11 protein-coding genes and 1 tRNA gene are annotated in these 16,212 nt (G+C 63.2%); 5 read left to right on the plus strand and 7 right to left on the minus strand.

Going from position 1 to position 16,212, the window contains the following annotated elements; translation table 11 throughout:
- Positions 1-21 precede the first annotated feature (21 nt).
- The 3 genes from ACXAED_RS18505 to recA all read right to left on the minus strand — a co-directional run bounded on the left by ACXAED_RS18505 (position 22) and on the right by recA (position 4,264).
- A complete protein-coding gene (locus ACXAED_RS18505; RefSeq protein WP_174147010.1) occupies positions 22-309 on the minus strand; it encodes a DUF1330 domain-containing protein in 288 nt (95 codons plus the stop codon).
- 78 nt (positions 310-387) lie between these two features.
- Positions 388-3,039: an alanine--tRNA ligase gene (gene alaS, locus ACXAED_RS18510; RefSeq protein ID WP_475052200.1), complete on the minus strand. Its 2,652-nt coding sequence runs from the start codon at positions 3,037-3,039 to the stop codon at positions 388-390.
- A 157-nt stretch (positions 3,040-3,196) separates the two neighbouring features.
- Entirely contained in the window at positions 3,197-4,264 is a 1,068-nt protein-coding gene (recA, locus tag ACXAED_RS18515) for a recombinase RecA (protein ID WP_475052202.1), read from the minus strand.
- A gap of 193 nt (positions 4,265-4,457) precedes the next feature.
- Between recA and ACXAED_RS18520 the strand changes: the two genes are divergently transcribed.
- Positions 4,458-5,057 (plus strand): gamma-glutamyl kinase, encoded by a 600-nt coding sequence (locus ACXAED_RS18520; protein WP_475052204.1) that lies wholly within the window; start codon positions 4,458-4,460, stop codon positions 5,055-5,057.
- Positions 5,058-5,110: 53 nt separating this feature from the next.
- Here ACXAED_RS18520 and ACXAED_RS18525 read toward each other — a convergent pair whose 3' ends face one another.
- The 3 genes from ACXAED_RS18525 to guaB form a co-directional block, all read right to left on the minus strand.
- Positions 5,111-7,426 carry an ATP-binding response regulator gene (locus ACXAED_RS18525; protein ID WP_475052206.1) on the minus strand — a complete coding sequence of 772 codons (2,316 nt, stop codon included), beginning with the start codon at positions 7,424-7,426 and terminating at the stop codon, positions 5,111-5,113.
- 96 nt (positions 7,427-7,522) lie between these two features.
- Entirely contained in the window at positions 7,523-8,695 is a 1,173-nt protein-coding gene (locus ACXAED_RS18530) for an RsmB/NOP family class I SAM-dependent RNA methyltransferase (RefSeq protein WP_475052208.1), read from the minus strand.
- A gap of 36 nt (positions 8,696-8,731) precedes the next feature.
- On the minus strand, positions 8,732-10,180 hold the full coding sequence (guaB, locus tag ACXAED_RS18535; RefSeq protein ID WP_475052211.1) for an IMP dehydrogenase: 1,449 nt from the start codon (positions 10,178-10,180) through the stop codon (positions 8,732-8,734).
- A gap of 184 nt (positions 10,181-10,364) precedes the next feature.
- On the opposite strand from guaB, the gene ACXAED_RS18540 reads away from it, so the two are divergent.
- From ACXAED_RS18540 to ACXAED_RS18555, 4 genes are all read left to right on the plus strand, one after another.
- Positions 10,365-11,531, plus strand: a complete 1,167-nt coding sequence (locus ACXAED_RS18540; protein WP_475052213.1) for a CaiB/BaiF CoA transferase family protein — start codon at positions 10,365-10,367, stop codon at positions 11,529-11,531.
- 144 nt (positions 11,532-11,675) lie between these two features.
- On the plus strand, positions 11,676-13,721 hold the full coding sequence (locus ACXAED_RS18545) for an ASKHA domain-containing protein (protein ID WP_475052215.1): 2,046 nt from the start codon (positions 11,676-11,678) through the stop codon (positions 13,719-13,721).
- A gap of 75 nt (positions 13,722-13,796) precedes the next feature.
- Positions 13,797-13,870, plus strand: a tRNA-Gly gene (locus ACXAED_RS18550).
- Positions 13,871-14,027: 157 nt separating this feature from the next.
- Positions 14,028-14,510, plus strand: coding sequence for a hypothetical protein (locus ACXAED_RS18555; RefSeq protein WP_475052216.1), 483 nt, complete (start codon positions 14,028-14,030; stop codon positions 14,508-14,510).
- A gap of 80 nt (positions 14,511-14,590) precedes the next feature.
- Here the strand turns inward: ACXAED_RS18555 and pgi are convergent, their stop codons facing one another.
- Positions 14,591-16,195 carry a glucose-6-phosphate isomerase gene (gene pgi / locus ACXAED_RS18560; RefSeq protein WP_475052218.1) on the minus strand — a complete coding sequence of 535 codons (1,605 nt, stop codon included), beginning with the start codon at positions 16,193-16,195 and terminating at the stop codon, positions 14,591-14,593.
- Positions 16,196-16,212: the final 17 nt, after the last annotated feature.

Here is a 16,212-nt window from a genome sequence, read left to right on the forward strand (position 1 = left end):
AGCCGTCACAGGGACCAGCCTTTACTCGCTGGTCTCCACAACCATCAGCTCGCGCTCGGACGCGCCGCGCGCGTGGTCCAGCGCTTCCTGGTATTCCGGGCTGTGATAGCAATCCACCGCCGCCTCGACACTCGGGAAGCGGGCCACCACATTGCGCGGCCGCTCCTTGCCCTCCAGCTGCACAAACCGGCCGCCGCGGGCGATGAACTCACCGCCATGCTTGGCGATGGCAGGGCCAGCCAGTTCGGCATATTTGCCGTAGGCATCGGCGTCGGTGACGGTCACATGTGCAATCCAAAGCGCGGGCATCGGAGCCTCCCAAGTTTATGATCTTCCCGGCAGCTTAGGCAGTTTGCCGGAAAGACCAAGAGTTTATTGACCAAATGGTCAGCCAGCCAGCACGGCCTCTGCGGCCTTGATCGCCTCCTCGGCGCCGGAGAAGTCCTTGCCGCCGCCCTGGGCCATATCCGGACGGCCGCCGCCGCCCTTGCCGCCCACGGCCGGAACCGCGGCTTTCAGAACGTCCACGGCAGAGACTTCGCCGGTCAGATCGTCAGTGACACCAGCAGCCACGGCCACCTTTCCCTCATCCTCGGCGATCAGCAGGATCACGCCAGAGCCGATGTTCTGCTTGTGCTTATCGATGAGGCCGCGGAGATCCTTGCCGGAGACGCCTTGCAGAGCCTGGGCCAGGAACTTCTTGCCATTCACGTCCTTGGCCTCGGCACCGCCGCCGGAGCCGCCGCCCATGGCGATCTGCTGCTTGAGGTTGGAGATCTCGTTCTGCAGCGCCTTGCGCTCATCCATCATCGCCTTGAGGCGGTCCAGGACTTCTGCGGGCTGCGCCTTCAGCGCACCGGCGACTTCAGCCATGCGGCCCGCTTCGCGCTCCAGATGCTCGACCGCTGCCGCGCCGGTCAGCGCCTCAATCCGGCGCACGCCGGCAGAGGACGCGCTGTCGCCCAGGATCACAAAGGTGCCGATGTCGCCGGTTTGCTTCACATGCGTGCCGCCGCACAGCTCGATCGAGTACGTGTCGCCATCCTGGCCTTTACCAGTCGGAGCACGGCCCATGGAGACGACGCGCACCTCCTCGCCGTATTTCTCGCCGAAAAGGGCCTGCGCGCCCAAATCGCGCGCATCATCCGGGGTCATGATCCGGGTGGACACCGGCGTGTTCTGGCGGATGAAGTCATTCACCTCCGCGCCCACCTTGGCCAGCTCATCCGCGCTCATCGCCTTGTTGTGGCTGAAGTCGAAGCGCAGCCGGTCAGCGGCGTTCAGCGAACCCTTCTGCGCCACATGCTCCCCCAGCGCGTTGCGCAGGGCTTCGTGCAACAGGTGGGTTGCCGAGTGGTTGGCCCGGATTTTGCTCCGGCGGCCATGATCCACTTCCATCGCCGCGCCCTGACCGACGGCAACAGTGCCCTCGGTCACTTCGGCGATGTGCAGGAACAGGCCTTCTACCTTCTTGGTGTCGGTGATGCGGGCTGCGCCGCCTTCCACGGTCAGCACACCGGTGTCCCCCACCTGGCCGCCGCTTTCGCCATAGAACGGCGTCTGGTTCAGGATGATCTGAACCGTGTCGCCCTTGCCCGCGGACTGCACCTGTGCGCCGTCCTTGACGATGGCAACGATCTGGCCCTCTGCCTTCTCGGTTTCATAGCCCAGGAAATCAGTGGTGCCGGCGGCGTCCACGATGTCAAAGTAAACCTTCACATCCGCGGCTTCGCCCAAACCGATACCGCCTGCGCGGGATTTCTCCTTCTGCTCCCTCATCGCAGCGTCGAACCCATCGGTGTCGACCTCGATCTCCTTGGCCCGCAGGGCGTCTTGCGTCAGGTCGAGCGGGAAGCCGTAGGTGTCATACAGCTTGAACGCAGTTTCACCCGGCAGCACGTCGCCCTTGCCCAGATCGGCAGAGGCTTCGTCCAGAAGCTTCAAACCGCGGTCCAGTGTCTTGAGGAAACGGGTTTCCTCCTGCTCGAAAGTCTCTTCGATCAGCGCCTGGCCCTGGCCGAGCTCTGGATAGGCCGCACCCATCTTCTGCACCAGCGACGGCACCAGCTTGTGCATCACCGGATCGGTGGCGCCCAGCAGCGAGGCATGGCGCATCGCGCGGCGCATGATCCGGCGCAGGACGTAGCCGCGGCCTTCGTTCGACGGCAGCACCCCCTCGGCAATCAGGAACGAACAGGACCGCAGGTGATCGGCGATCACCCGGTGATGCACGTTCTGATCCCCGAACGGATCGGTGTTCGTCACGTTCGCGGAGGCTTCGATCAGCGCCTTGAACAGGTCGGTTTCATAGTTGTCATGGGTGCCCTGCAGCAGCGCCGCAATCCGCTCCAGCCCCATGCCGGTGTCGATGGACTGCATCTCCAGATCAACCATGGTGCCATCGGCGAACCGCTCGTTCTGCATGAAGACGAGGTTCCAGATCTCGATGAAGCGGTCGCCGTCTTCCTCCGGCGAGCCCGGAGGGCCGCCCCAGATGTGGTCGCCGTGATCATAGAAAATCTCGGTGCAGGGGCCGCACGGGCCGGTGTCGCCCATCTGCCAGAAGTTGTCGGAGGTGGCGATGCGAATGATCCGCTCCTCCGGCACGCCCATTTTCTTCCAGATCTCAAAGGCTTCGTCATCGGTGTGATACACGGTGGTGTACAGCCGGTCCTTGGGAATATCGAATTCCTTGGTGATCAGCTCCCACGCGAAGGGGATCGCCTCTTCCTTGAAGTAATCGCCAAAGGAGAAGTTGCCGAGCATCTCGAAGAACGTGTGGTGGCGCGCGGTGTAGCCGACGTTGTCGAGGTCGTTGTGCTTGCCGCCGGCGCGGACGCATTTTTGCGAGGTGGTCGCGCGTTTGTAGTCGCGGGTCTCTACCCCGGTGAAGCAGTTCTTGAACTGCACCATGCCCGAGTTTGTGAACATCAGGGTCGGATCGTTGCGCGGCACCAGCGGGCTGGAGTCGACAACCTCATGCCCCTGTTTGGCAAAGTAGTTCAGAAAGGTAGAGCGGATATCGTTGAGCGTCGGCATATGCGGGATCTCTTGCGGGCTTAAAACAAGCGTTCCGGGCAGGTTTACCCGCGCGCCGGGGCGCTGTCCACAGCGGGAAGCGGCGTGCAGCAACGAAAAAGGGCGCAGCCTTCGCCGCGCCCCCTCACTCTCAGGATTTGATCAGATTATCCGGCGCTTAGGCCTCAAGGATATCGTCGGCGCCATCCATGTCCGGACGCTCGAATTCCAGCCCGTGCGCGGCGCGGATCTTGTCCTCGATGTCGTAGGCGATGGAGGGGTTTTCGCGCAGGAATGTCTTGGCGTTTTCGCGCCCCTGCCCGATCCGCTCGTCCCCGTAAGAGAACCAGGCGCCGGACTTGTTGACAACACCGGCTGCCACGCCCAGATCCAGCAGCTCACCCATCTTGGAGATGCCTTCGCCATACATGATGTCGAATTCCACCTGCTTGAACGGCGGCGCCACCTTGTTCTTGACGACCTTGACGCGGGTGGAGTTGCCGACCACCTCGTCGCGGTCCTTGATCGCGCCGATGCGGCGGATGTCCAGGCGAACGGAGGAATAGAATTTCAGCGCGTTGCCGCCGGTAGTGGTTTCGGGGGAGCCGAACATGACACCGATCTTCATGCGGATCTGGTTGATGAAGATCACCATGCATTTGGAGCGGCTGATAGAGCCGGTCAGCTTGCGCATCGCCTGGCTCATCAGACGGGCCTGGACGCCGACGTTGCTGTCGCCCATGTCGCCCTCAAGCTCGGATTTCGGGGTCAGCGCCGCCACCGAGTTGACGATCACCATGTTAACCGCGCCTGAACGCACCAGCGTATCGGTGATTTCCAGCGCCTGTTCACCGGTGTCGGGCTGCGAGATCAGCAGCTCGTCCAGATCAACGCCCAGTTTGGCCGCATACTGCGGGTCCAGCGCATGTTCCGCGTCCACAAAGGCGCAGACGCCGCCCTTTTTCTGCTGTTCCGCGATGCAATGCAGGGTCAGCGTGGTCTTGCCCGAGCTTTCGGGCCCGTAAATTTCGATAATCCGCCCCATCGGCAGACCGCCAATGCCCAATGCGATGTCGAGGCCCAGAGAGCCGGTCGAGCTGGCCTCGATTTCGTTCATGGCATTGCCATCGCCGAGCTTCATGATGGAGCCCTTGCCGAACTGCCGCTCAATCTGGGCAAGCGCGCTGTCGAGCGCCTTTTGCTTGTCACCGCTTACTTTATTTTTCATGGTCAAAAGATCCGCCATAGTCCCTTGTCCCTTTCTATCTGTCACACACCGGGGCGTGCGGCAATCACTGCTTTGTTCACCTCTTGTTCCTTATGAGATCAAAAAGAGAACATTGCAACAGTAAAACTGATATACCCACTTCAACGGCAGGGTGTTAAAGAGTCCTTTATGGTTAAAGCCGAGCAATTATTTTTACCGGGCAGTTAACGGAATGATGATATTTTTCAAGGAACGGCTGGCGCTTCTGTCCGTTCCCAAGACCGGCACCACTGCCTTTCAGGCTGCGTTGCGCGACCGGGCGGATCTGGTTATCTCCGACCCGCCGGAACTGAAACATGCACCGCTCTACCGCTACAACCGCTGGATCCGGCCAATGTATGAAAAGGTCTGCAGCGCCGAGCTGGAGATTGCAGCGGTGATGCGGGAGCCGGTGAGCTGGCTGGGCAGCTGGTACCGCTACCGCCAGCGGCCCGCGCTGGACGGCAATCCGAATTCGACCAAGGGTATCAGTTTCGAAGATTTCCTGCACGGCTACTGCAAGGGCAAACCGCCTGCCTATGCCAATGTGGGCAGCCAGGCAAAGTTCCTCGTGCCCCAGCCGAACGGCTGCAATGTCAGCCATCTGTTCCGCTATGAAGACCAGGATGCGCTGAAAGCGTTTCTGGAACAGCGACTGGACACCGGAATACGCCTTGAGCGCAAGAACGTCAGCCCAGCAGCGGAACTGTCGCTGAGCCCGGACGCCGAAGACCGGCTGCGGCGGAAACGGGCGGAGGAATTCTCGTTGTACGAATTGATACCGCGCCGCTGAGACAAGCAAGCCGCCGGGACCGGCGGCTTATTCAGCGCAAGTCTCCTCAGACCTCAATGCAGCTGGGCGTGTACCGTCTCTGTCAGCTGGTTCAGCGAGAAGGGCTTGGGCAGGAATACCGAGTTCGGGACTTCCGGCTCCGCCTCGCCAAAGGCGCCCTCGGCGTAGCCGGACACAAAGACAACCCGGGTATCCGGCCGCTCCTTCAGCGCTTCGCGCACCCAGCTGGGACCGTCCATGCCGGGCATCACCACATCGGTGACAAAGACGTCAACGGTCAGACCGGGATCTTCCAGCGTGCGCAGTGCATCCTCGGCCGAATCCGCCTCCAGCACGGTATAGCCGCGCATCCGCAGCGCGCGGGAGGCAAAGGCCCGCACCGGCGCCTCGTCCTCCACCAGCAGCACCACACCTTCGCCATGCTGATTTGCTGCGGTCTTGTCCTCCGCTTCTTCGGTCTTCTCTGCGGCCAGCGTGTCAGCCTGCTGCTTGAAGACAGGGAAGAACAGCGTGAACTGGGTGCCGTGCCCCTTGACCGAGTCGACAAAGATATAGCCGCCGGTCTGCTTGATGATGCCATAGGCCGTGGACAGACCCAGACCGGTGCCCTCGCCCGTGCGTTTGGTGGTGTAGAAAGGTTCGAACACCTTCTGCAGCTTGTCCGGTGCTATCCCGACACCTTCGTCGGACACTTTAACCGTTACCCAATCTCCCGCAGGCACGGTGGCGCGGTTCCGCTCCAGCGGCTTGTCCAGCGAGAGGACCTCGGTCTCAACACGGATTTCGCCGCCCAGCGGCATCGCATCGCGCGCGTTCACCACCAGGTTCATCAGCACCTGCTCCAGCTGCCGCTTGTCGGCACGGATTGACTTCATCACCGGGTCGTGGCTCAGGGTCAGCGTGACCTTCTCGCCCACCAGGCGGTTCAGAAGATGAGTCAGATCCGACAGCGTGTCGCGCACATCCAGGATCTCCGGCTGCAGGGTCTGTTTGCGCGAGAACGCCAGCAGCTGGCTGACCAGCGAGGCCGCGCGGTTGGCATTCTCGTGGATCTGAATCAGATCGCCATAGTCCTGATCGCCCTGATCATGGCGCAACAGCAGCAGGTCGCAGTGGCCGGATATCGCCGTCAGCAGGTTGTTGAAGTCATGCGCAACACCGCCGGCCAGCTGGCCGATTGCCTGCATTTTCTGGCTTTGCACAAACTGCGCTTCCAGCGTTTTCAGTTCCGTCGCGTCGTTCAGAACCGCGATCAGCACCGGCGTGCCTTCTTCGACCACGCGGGTGAGAGTGACCTGGACGAAGACTTCCTTGTCGGAACGTGACAGACGCAGGAATTCGGATTTGTTGGGGGCCAGCCCGTCAGCCGTATCGCGCAGCCAGTCGGACATCGGGCGGCCGAGGCCCTCCATCAGCTGGCCAAGTTTCAGGTTGGCGCAGCTTTCGACCCCCAGCAGGCGCAGCGCCATCCGGTTGGTGGTCAGGATCTCACCAGTGGGTGCAACCTTGAGGAAGGGAACCGGCAGCGCCTCCAGCCCGGCCTGCGCGGCGTCGAGCCCGCTTTCGTCCACTTGCATCAGGAACAGCTCGCTGCGGCCCTGGGTACGGTTGTTTTCGCTGACCAGAACCTGCACCGGCCCGTTTTTGGTGCTGAGCGTGTTGATCCGCCCCGGCAGAACCGGCAGCGCGGGGAACAGGCGGTCGGTGGACTTCACCCGTTCGCCGATCAGGCTGCGGGCGGCTTCGTTCATGAACAGAACCGCGCCGGTCCGGCCTACGGTGATCATCGGCACCGGCATAGTGTCCGCGCCGCGGCCATTGCTGCCGCGGTCCAGAATATCCTCCACCCGCCACAGGAAGCTGCCGCCATTCATCTGATGCACCGCCAGCCGGACATGGCCGCGCCGCGTCACGATATCCTCGCGCGCGGCACCATCGACGCGGGCACGGCTTTGCAGCCGGTACAGAACGGCGGACGGATTCGCCAGGATCGACCGCAAAGTGCCCGCCAGAGTTTCCCCGCCGCCATCCTGGAATTGCTTCACCGCCGCGCCGTTGCAGGCGTGGATGACCCCATCGCCGTCCGTGACAAAGCTGGGTGTGGCGTCTTTCTCGATGAAGCCAGTCAGAAGTTCCGCAGCCATCGCCCGTGCGTTCAGCCGCATGCGGGTCTGCACCACCATCAGCACTGCTACCGCAAGTAGCGTCAGTCCGACCATGATAAAGCCGCGGCTCATCCAATCGGGCAGCGGAAACAGCCAGGGGCCGGACATCAGCATCAGGGCCAGCAGCAAAGTGGCGGCCAGCCTGGCGTGTTCAGGCGCATAAACGCGCAGTTCCGGAACGGAAGTGTCTTGGCGACCGGACATTACGGCTCCATGGTCTTTGCTTGGTGACGCCATAACGCGGCGGTTCAGGTTAAAACCACGTTAATAAAAACAAAGGGTTTCCCAGCCGCGACCCTATCAACCGGTCTTTGCGCGCGTCAACACGGCAACATAGAACCCGTCTGTGCCCTGCTGCACCTGCCAGCTCTGCTCCGCCGTCAGGGACCACTCAGGCTGCTCCCGGATAAAGCGTTCAACTTGCAGCGTATTCTCCGCTTGAAGCATGGAGCACGTTGCATAGGCCAGCGTGCCGCCAGGGGCCGTGAGACCCGCCGCTTTGTGCAAAATTTCCGATTGGGTTTGCAGCAGGGCCTGCAAGGCCTCTGGCGTCAGCCGCCATTTACCCTCGGGCGCCCGCCGCCATGATCCGGAGCCGGAACAGGGCACGTCGCAGAGGACGAGATCAAAGGGGGCTGTGCGGTCAACATCCGTGGAGGAGAGAAGCGTCACCCGGGTGCCTGCCCGCGCGGCGCGCTCCGGCAGGTCCTTCATCCGCTTGGGATCGGCGTCATGGGCGTGCAGGCGGATCCGGGCGCGGGCCGCCATGGCAAGGCTCTTGCCGCCGCCGCCGGCGCAATAGTCGAGAACGGACATGCCATCCTGCAGCGGCAGCTGCTCAACCACCGCCTGGCTGGCCGCGTCCTGCAGCTCTACCAGACCGTCCAGATAGGCCTTGGCATTGCGCAGCTTGCGGGCGCCTTCGGTGATCTCCAACGCAGTTGAAGCCGCGGGGTGCGGCTGGGTGGATATCCCCTCGGCAGACAGAGCGTCTTGAGCTTGCTCCATTGTGCCCCGGGCCGTGTTCACCCGCAGATGCACCGGAGCACGGCTGCGAAGGGCCTTCGCGGAAGTTTCGGCGTTCCGTCCGAGACTGGCACTGAATTCAGGCCACAGCCAATCGGGAATATCCAGCGCCTCAGCCCATTCAGGCGGCGGAGGCAGTTGGCGTTCAGCCTCGCTCAGCGGCGCGGGGGCGTGGCCCTGCCCGGTGAAGACCTCATCCGGGTCCTGTCCGGCCTCGCGCAAGGCGCCAAGGATCAGCCCCCGCCCGCTGCGTGCACCGCCCAAGGCCGCGTGCGAGCGCAGGCAGCGTACGGCAGTGAACACATGATCGCGCACGGCGGCGCGGTCCTTGGAGCCGGCAAAGCGGCTGCGCCGGCCCCAGGAGGTCAGCGCCTTTTCCGCCGGCTCCCCCGCCAGCACCTGGTCGAGGATTTCAATGGCCGCCTGCAGGCGGGCGGCGGGGGTCATGCCCCTGCCCCAATTTCACACGCGGCCGTCATCAGTTTATCCCACCCGGTAGTTCGGCGCTTCGCGGGTGATCTGCACGTCGTGCACGTGGCTTTCCTTGAGCCCGGCGCCGGTGATGCGGACAAAGTTGCAGTTCTTGCGCATCTCATCAACGGTGGCACAGCCGGTGTAGCCCATTGCAGCGCGCAGGCCGCCGACCAGCTGGTGAATCACCGCGTTTGCGCCGCCTTTGTAGGGCACCTGGCCTTCAATGCCTTCCGGCACCAGCTTGTCGCTGGCCGCATCCTTCTGGAAGTAGCGGTCAGCGGAGCCGCGCGCCATCGCACCCATTGAGCCCATGCCGCGGTAGGATTTGTAGGAGCGGCCCTGGTACAGAATCACCTCGCCCGGGGACTCGTCAGTGCCCGCAATCATCGAACCGACCATCGCGCAGGATGCGCCGGCTGCGATCGCCTTGGCGAAGTCGCCGGAGAACTTGATGCCGCCATCCGCGATCACCGGAGTGTCGCCAGCGGCGCTTGCGCAATCCATGATCGCGGTCAACTGGGGCACGCCAACGCCCGCCACCATGCGGGTGGTGCAGATCGAGCCCGGGCCGATGCCGACCTTAACCGCATCCGCGCCTGCGTCGATCAGCGCCCGGGTCGCTTCACCGGTGGCCACGTTGCCGGCAATCACCTGAACCTTGCTGGACAGCGCTTTGACCCGCTTAACGGCGTCGATCACGCCCGCGGAATGACCATGCGCCGTGTCGACCACGACGATATCAACACCCGCGTCGATCAGTGCTTCGGAGCGTTCGAAGCCGCTGTCGCCGACGGAGCTGGCAGCCGCCACGCGCAGGCGGCCCAGCTCGTCCTTGCAGGCGGTGGGGTTCAGAACCGCCTGTTCGGTGTCCTTGAGGGTTAAAAGGCCGGTCAGCTTGCCGTTCTTATCGGTAACCAGCAGCTTTTCGATCCGGCGCGCCTTCATCAGCGACTTGGCCTCTTCCAGATCGGCCGGCTCCTGCAGCATCGCCAGGTTGTCGGAGGTCATCATGACCGAGACCGGCGTGCTGTCATCGGAAGCAAAGCGCATATCGCGGTTGGTGACGATGCCGACGACGCGGCCGGAGCCGTCCACCACCGGGAAGCCGGTCACCCGGTAACGCTCCTGCAGCGCCTTGGCATCGGCCAGTGTCTGCTCGGCGGTCAGGGTGATGGGGTTGTAGACGATGCCGGAGACAAAGCGTTTCACCCGGCGCACTTCGCGGGCCTGCTCTTCGACGTTCAGGTTCTTGTGGATCACGCCCATGCCGCCGGCCTGTGCCATCGCAATCGCCATGCGGGATTCAGTCACCGTGTCCATCGCCGAGCTGAGCAGCGGGATATTCAGCGACACCGACCGGGTCACCCGGGTGCGGGTATCGGCGGTGTTCGGAAGCACGCTGGACGCGCCCGGCACCAAAAGAACATCATCAAAGGTGAGAGCCTCACGAATCTGCATTTGTCATCCCCATGCATAACCCCGTTTGGCGGTGACCCTATGGCACAGAACCGGCCGGGGGAAAAGAGGCAGAGGGCAAGAATTCCTGCGGTGCAGAAAACCCGGCTTTTCCTGACTTGCATCAAGGACCTGTTTCACAGGAACGTTAGCACTGTGCTGCATCGAACCGCGAACAGGACTGCTCATGCCCGGACCACTGGAAAACATCACCATCCTTGACCTCACCCATGTGCTGGCCGGTCCCTATTGCTCCATGATCCTGTCCGACCTGGGCGCCAGGGTCATCAAGGTGGAGCGTCCCGGCGGCGGTGACGACACCCGTGCCTTCCCGCCGTTCAAGGACGGCGAAAGCGCCTATTTCGCCACCATCAACCACGGCAAGGAAAGCATCGCGCTGGATCTTAAGGCACCAAGGGACCGCGCCATTTTCGACCGGCTGCTGGCGCAAGCCGATGTGCTGCTGGAAAACTTCCGCCCCGGAGTGATGCAGCGGCTGGGCTACGGCTGGGACACGCTGCACGCGCAATATCCGCGGCTGATCTACGGTGCCGTCTCCGGATTCGGCCACAGCGGGCCGGATGCCCTGAAACCGGCCTATGACATGGTGGTCCAGGCCCGCGGCGGGGTTATGTCGATCACCGGAGAAAAGAACCGCGAGCCGGTGCGGGTCGGCGCCTCGATCGGCGACATCGTGGCGGGCATGTTCCTGGGCCACGGCATCCTGGCAGCGCTTCTGGACGTGCAGAAAACCGGCGAAGGCAAATTTGTCGACGTCGCCATGCTCGACAGCCAGCTAGCACTGCTGGAGCACGCCATCGCCATCACCTCGGTGACCGGCGAAGCGCCGCAGCCCTCCGGCGCGCGCCACCCGTCGATCACCCCGTTTGAAACCTTTCACGCATCCGACGGGCTGTTTGTGATCGCCGCGGGCAACGACGCGCTGTTCGCCCGCCTCTGCGACGTTCTCGAGCTGCCGTTGGCCTCTGACCCGCGTTTCGCCACCAACCCCGCCCGCTGCGACAACGCCCGGCTTTTGAAACGGCTGATCGAGGCCGTGACCCTGGACGGGACAAAGGCGCATTGGATTTCGCTGCTGACGGAGGCGGGCATTCCGACCGGACCGATTCAGACCGTCGATCAAGTGCTCAAGGATCCGCAGATCCTGGCCCGTAATATGGTCGTGGATGTGCTGGGCGATGATGGCCGCCCTGAATATTTGTCAGCTGGCAATCCGATCAAGATGACCGGCCTGCCCGACCCTGCAACTAGGCCGCCTGCCCCTCAACTCGACGGCAGCCGGGCGCAGATTCTGGCGTGGCTGGAGGAGGTTGAAGGGCAGCAGCCCACCTGACGGCAGGACGCTCGAAATCCGCATTCCAAAGTCATCAATTTACAAAAATGCCGCCGGCAGACGGGAAAATGCCGCCCATTGCCTTTCGCTTGCCGCAAAAGCCCATATGCTCCGCCTAAATTGCGGAATGAGAAGGCCACAGGCATGACTGACGAACCCCTCGTTGTGTTTACCCCCTCCGGCAAGCGCGGGCGTTTCCCCGCGGGCACGCCGATCCTCACCGCCGCCCGGCAGCTGGGGGTCGATCTCAACTCGGTCTGCGGCGGCCGCGGGATCTGCTCCAAGTGCCAGATCACGCCCTCCTACGGCGAATTCCCCAAGCACGGCGTCACCGTGCAAGAAGGCGCGCTCAGCGAGTGGAACAAGGTCGAGCAGCGCTACAAGGACAAGCGCGGCCTGATCGACGGCCGCCGCCTGGGCTGCCAGGCCACCGTGCAGGGCGACGTCGTGATCGACGTTCCGCCGGAAAGCCAGGTGCACCGCCAGGTGGTCCGCAAACGCGCCGAGGCCCGCGACATCACCATGAACCCATCTACCCGGCTCTATTATGTCGAGGTGGAAGAGCCCGACATGCATAAGCCTACCGGCGATATGGAGCGCCTGATTGAGGCGCTGGACAGCCAGTGGGGCCTGAAAGGTGTCAAAACCGACCTGCATATCCTGAGCGTTCTGCAGCCAGCCCTGCGCAAGGGCAACTGGAAGGTAACCGTCGCCGTGCATCTGGGCGATGCCAACCATCCGCCCAAGATCATGCACATCTGGCCCGGCTTCTACGAAGGCTCAGTCTACGGGCTGGCGGTTGATCTCGGCTCCACCACCATCGCTGCGCATCTTTGCGATCTGAAAACCGGTGAAGTGGTCGCCTCCTCCGGCATCATGAACCCGCAGATCCGCTTTGGCGAAGACCTGATGAGCCGGGTGTCCTATTCGATGATGAACAAGGGCGGCGACCAGGAAATGACCCGCGCGGTGCGCGAAGGCATGAACGCGCTGTTTACCCAGATCGCGGCTGAGGCCGAAATCGACAAGGCGCTGATCGTGGATGCGGTCTTTGTCTGCAACCCGGTGATGCACCATCTGTTCCTCGGCATCGACCCGTTCGAGCTGGGCCAGGCACCGTTTGCGCTGGCAACTTCCAATTCGCTGGCACTGCGCGCGGTTGAGCTGGATCTGAACATCCACCCCGCTGCCCGCGTTTATCTGCTGCCCTGCATCGCAGGCCATGTGGGTGCCGATGCCGCCGCGGTGGCGCTGTCTGAAGCCCCGGACAAATCCGAGGATCTGGTTCTGGTCGTCGACGTGGGCACCAATGCCGAGATCCTGCTTGGCAATAAGGAAAAGGTCCTCGCCTGCTCCTCCCCCACCGGCCCCGCGTTCGAGGGCGCGCAAATCTCCAGCGGCCAGCGTGCCGCCCCCGGCGCCATCGAACGGGTCGAGATCAATCTCGAGACCAAGGAGCCCCGTTTCCGCGTCATCGGCTCCGAGATCTGGTCCGACGAGCCGGGATTTGCCGAATCCATTGCCACCACCGGCATCACCGGCATCTGCGGTTCCGGCATTATCGAGGCCATCGCCGAAATGCGCCTGGCCGGGGTGCTGGACGCTTCCGGCCTGATCGGCTCGGCTGAGCAGACCGGGTCGGCCCGTTGCATCCAGGACGGCCGAACCAACGCCTATATGCTGTGGGACGGCTCCGCCGAGGGCGGCCCGACCATCACCGTCACTAACCCCGACATCCGGGCGATCCAGATGGCCAAGGCAGCGCTGTATTCCGGCGCGCGCTTGCTGATGGACAAGTTCGGTGTCGACAAGGTGGACCGCGTGGTGCTCGCCGGTGCCTTCGGCGCGCATATCTCGGCCAAACACGCGATGGTGCTGGGGATGATCCCTGATTGCCAGCTGGACAAGGTCACCTCGGCCGGCAACGCCGCAGGCACCGGCGCCCGCATCGCGCTGCTGAACACCGAAGCGCGCGGCGAGATCGAGGAAACCGTTCGCAACATCGAAAAGATCGAAACCGCCGTGGAGCCCCGCTTCCAGGAGCATTTCGTGAACGCCTCGGCGATCCCGAACTCGGCCGAACCCTTCCCGATCCTGGAAACCGTGGTGACCCTGCCGCAGGTGAACTTCAACACCGGCGGCGGCGACAGCGAAGGGTCCGGAGGCCGCCGGCGCCGCCGCCGCGGCTGAAGACCGAAAGGCCGAAAATACCGCTGCAGCGCCCTTGACCTCCTTGGCGCTGCAGCATAGTCCTGCTGTTCACAGGCGGGTATGATGTAATGGTAGCCTGTCAGCTTCCCAAGCTGAACGCGCGGGTTCGATTCCCGCTACCCGCTCCAAATCAAAATGAAATTTCAAAGTCTTCCCGCCAGCCAGCCGGGCACGCCCGGTGCGTATCCGCCGGCAGCAAGCCTGCCGCGCGGCACAGGCCGAAGTGTGCTAAACTCGGACCATCTGCCTGCAAGGTGCGGGCGGCTTGGTTGAGAGGGTATCAGTATGACACGTCATTGTTTGACCGCAGCACTGCTTTGCGCATTCGGAGCAGGATCCGCACTGGCCGGCACGACCTGGGACCAAACGGGCAAAGGAACCGGAATCTCCACCAGTTCCGTCAACCAGATTGCCGAAGGCCACATGGTGATGCAGATCAGCAGTTCCTATGAAAATGTTGAAATGGATGAGGCTGAGCATCCCATGAACGGCGCCGCGGGCCCCTGTTTCGGGGCGGTTGAGGTTGCCTCTGGCCAGGTTGAGGGCGGCGGCATCTGCGCCTTTACCGACAGTGCGGGCGAAAAGGTCGTGCTGCACTGGGACGCCGAAGGCATGGACGACTCCGGCGCGCTGACCGGCAGCTGGACCCTGGGCGGAGGCAGCGGCCCGTGGGCTGATGCGCAGGGCGGCGGCACGTTTTCGTCCCTGACCGACCCCGAGACCGGCAAATTCGTGAACACCATCACCAGCAGCGTGACCATGCCCTAAGGCGGCGTGCGGTCCGGACCTGACTGGGACCCTCGGGCAGAGCTCCGGCCCGGCGCCCCAGCGGCGGTCCGTCCGCTGACCTATTGCGCCTCTTGAACGAACGTGAGGAGCGCCCGGGTTGATCCGTCCTTCCCGTCAGCAGACCCCTCGCCGCGCAATAGCGGAAGCAGGGAATTGGCCAGCTCCTTGCCCAGTTCAACACCCCATTGGTCAAAGGAGTTGATGCCGAGGATCACGCCTTCGACAAACACCCGGTGTTCATAAAGCGCGATGATCTGGCCCAGCACATGAGGCGTCAGCTGCGGGTAGACCAGCGTCGTGGAGGGCCGGTTGCCCGGGAACACCCGGTGCCGCGCCTGCCGGTTCAGTTCTGCGCCCTCATAGCCGGCGGCCTTCATCAGCGCGCAGGCCTCTTCCAGGCTGCGCCCGCGCATCAGCGCCTCGGACTGCGCCAGACAATTCACCACCAGCAACTGGTGGTGCTGGTCGAGCTCCGGCTCATGCCCCTTGGCTGCGACAAGAAACTCAGCAGGCACAACCGTGGTTCCCTGATGCAGCAGCTGGTAAAAAGCGTGCTGGCCGTTGGTTCCGGGCTCCCCCCAGACAACCGGGCCGGAGTTGTAGGGCAACGGTGTGCCGTCCATGGCCACGGATTTTCCGTTGGATTCCATCTCCAGTTGCTGCAGGTACGCCGGCAGGCGCCGCAGGCGCTGATCATAGGGCAGCACGGCGCGGGTCGGATAGCCGCAAACCTGATGGTGCCAGATCCCGGTCAGCGCCAGCATGACCGGCATGTTTCGCTCCCAGGGGGCCGCGCGGAAGTGATCGTCCATCGACTTGCCGCCTGCCAGGAAAGCCCGGAAATGCTCCGGCCCGACGGCCAGCATCAGGCTCAGCCCGATCGGCCCCCAGACCGAGTAGCGCCCGCCGACCCAATCCTCGAAGCCGAACACATGCTCCGGCGGGATGCCAAAGGCTGCTGTTTCCTCCTCGGACGTGGACAGCGCGAGAAACTGGCGCGCCGGAGTGCCGCCGCCGGCCTTTACCCAGCGCCGCGCCGTGGCGGCATTGGTCATGGTTTCGACGGTGGTAAATGTCTTGGAGGCAACGATCACCAAAGTTGTTTTTGGATCAAGCCGCTGCAGGATGTCATTGATGTGCGCGCCGTCCACGTTGGACACGAAATGGCAGCGCGGGCCGTCATGGTACGGCGCCAGCGCCAGCGTCGCCATCACCGGCCCCAGATCGGAGCCGCCAATGCCGATATTAACCACATCGGTGAAGGTGCCGCCCGGCCCGGCCAGAGCACCCGAGCGCACCCGGCGCGCCAGATCCTCCATCCGCTCCAGTGTGTGCCGCAAAGGTGCGCGCACGTCCTCTCCATCGACCAGCAATTCCGGCCCGTCCGGGTCGCGCAAAGCAGTATGCAGCACCGCGCGCTGTTCCGTTTCGTTGATCAGCCCGCCGTCGAACATGGCCGCACGCCGCCCGGCGACGTCCCGATCCTCGCAAAGGGCAGTCAGGCCTTCCCGCACCTCTGCAGTGATCCGGGTTTTGGAATAATCGAACAACAGCGTTTCGAACCGCGCGCTGAAACTGCTGGCGCGCTGCGCGTCCTCTTCAAAAAGTTCAGTTATATCTCCGCCGCATTTCTCTGCATGCAGCGTCTTCAAACCTTCAAACATACTTAGTTTTCCTGAAA

Source organism: Leisingera sp. ABM4_103, from assembly GCF_056158685.1.

What these genes read in the sequence shown, in the direction of transcription:
- ACXAED_RS18505 (WP_174147010.1), bottom strand. Translation starts at nt 309, where the DNA reads ATGCCCGCGCTTTGGATTGCACATGTGACCGTCACCGACGCCGATGCC.
- alaS (WP_475052200.1), bottom strand. Translation starts at nt 3,039, where the DNA reads ATGCCGACGCTCAACGATATCCGCTCTACCTTTCTGAACTACTTTGCC.
- recA (WP_475052202.1), bottom strand. Translation starts at nt 4,264, where the DNA reads ATGGCGGATCTTTTGACCATGAAAAATAAAGTAAGCGGTGACAAGCAA.
- ACXAED_RS18520 (WP_475052204.1), top strand. Translation starts at nt 4,458, where the DNA reads ATGATGATATTTTTCAAGGAACGGCTGGCGCTTCTGTCCGTTCCCAAG.
- ACXAED_RS18525 (WP_475052206.1), bottom strand. Translation starts at nt 7,426, where the DNA reads ATGTCCGGTCGCCAAGACACTTCCGTTCCGGAACTGCGCGTTTATGCG.
- ACXAED_RS18530 (WP_475052208.1), bottom strand. Translation starts at nt 8,695, where the DNA reads ATGACCCCCGCCGCCCGCCTGCAGGCGGCCATTGAAATCCTCGACCAG.
- guaB (WP_475052211.1), bottom strand. Translation starts at nt 10,180, where the DNA reads ATGCAGATTCGTGAGGCTCTCACCTTTGATGATGTTCTTTTGGTGCCG.
- ACXAED_RS18540 (WP_475052213.1), top strand. Translation starts at nt 10,365, where the DNA reads ATGCCCGGACCACTGGAAAACATCACCATCCTTGACCTCACCCATGTG.
- ACXAED_RS18545 (WP_475052215.1), top strand. Translation starts at nt 11,676, where the DNA reads ATGACTGACGAACCCCTCGTTGTGTTTACCCCCTCCGGCAAGCGCGGG.
- ACXAED_RS18555 (WP_475052216.1), top strand. Translation starts at nt 14,028, where the DNA reads ATGACACGTCATTGTTTGACCGCAGCACTGCTTTGCGCATTCGGAGCA.
- pgi (WP_475052218.1), bottom strand. Translation starts at nt 16,195, where the DNA reads ATGTTTGAAGGTTTGAAGACGCTGCATGCAGAGAAATGCGGCGGAGAT.